General features: G+C 69.3%; 1 protein-coding gene. It reads right to left on the bottom strand.

All coding sequences use genetic code 11. The annotated features are described in order from the left end of the window. Positions 1 to 283, bottom strand: a 283-nt coding sequence (locus tag KI686_RS16585; protein WP_237590416.1) for a hypothetical protein, incomplete at both ends; no start/stop codon positions are given.

The raw sequence follows: 283 nt of genomic DNA on the forward strand, positions 1-283 counted from the left end.
AGGGGGAGACCACCTCGCCGCCGGGCAGCACGATGCCGCCGGATGCCGCGAGGTCGACCAGCCGGCGCATGCGGTCACGGTGCGCGGGGAAGCGCCGGTAGTAGCACTCCGAGGCGTCCCGCATCTTGTCGTAGCAGAGTGCGTACACCTCGTCCGGCGTGCGGTCGATCGTGCTGAGCCCGCCGGTGATGTACACGCGGTCCAGCGACGCGGCATCCGTCGACAGATACGCGAGCGTGGTGAACCCGCCGAAGGACTGTCCGAGCACGTTCCAGGTCTCAGC

Origin of the sequence: Polaribacter sargassicola, assembly GCF_021991835.1 — a bacterium.
Classification (GTDB): Bacteria; Bacteroidota; Bacteroidia; order Flavobacteriales; family Flavobacteriaceae; genus Polaribacter; species Polaribacter sargassicola.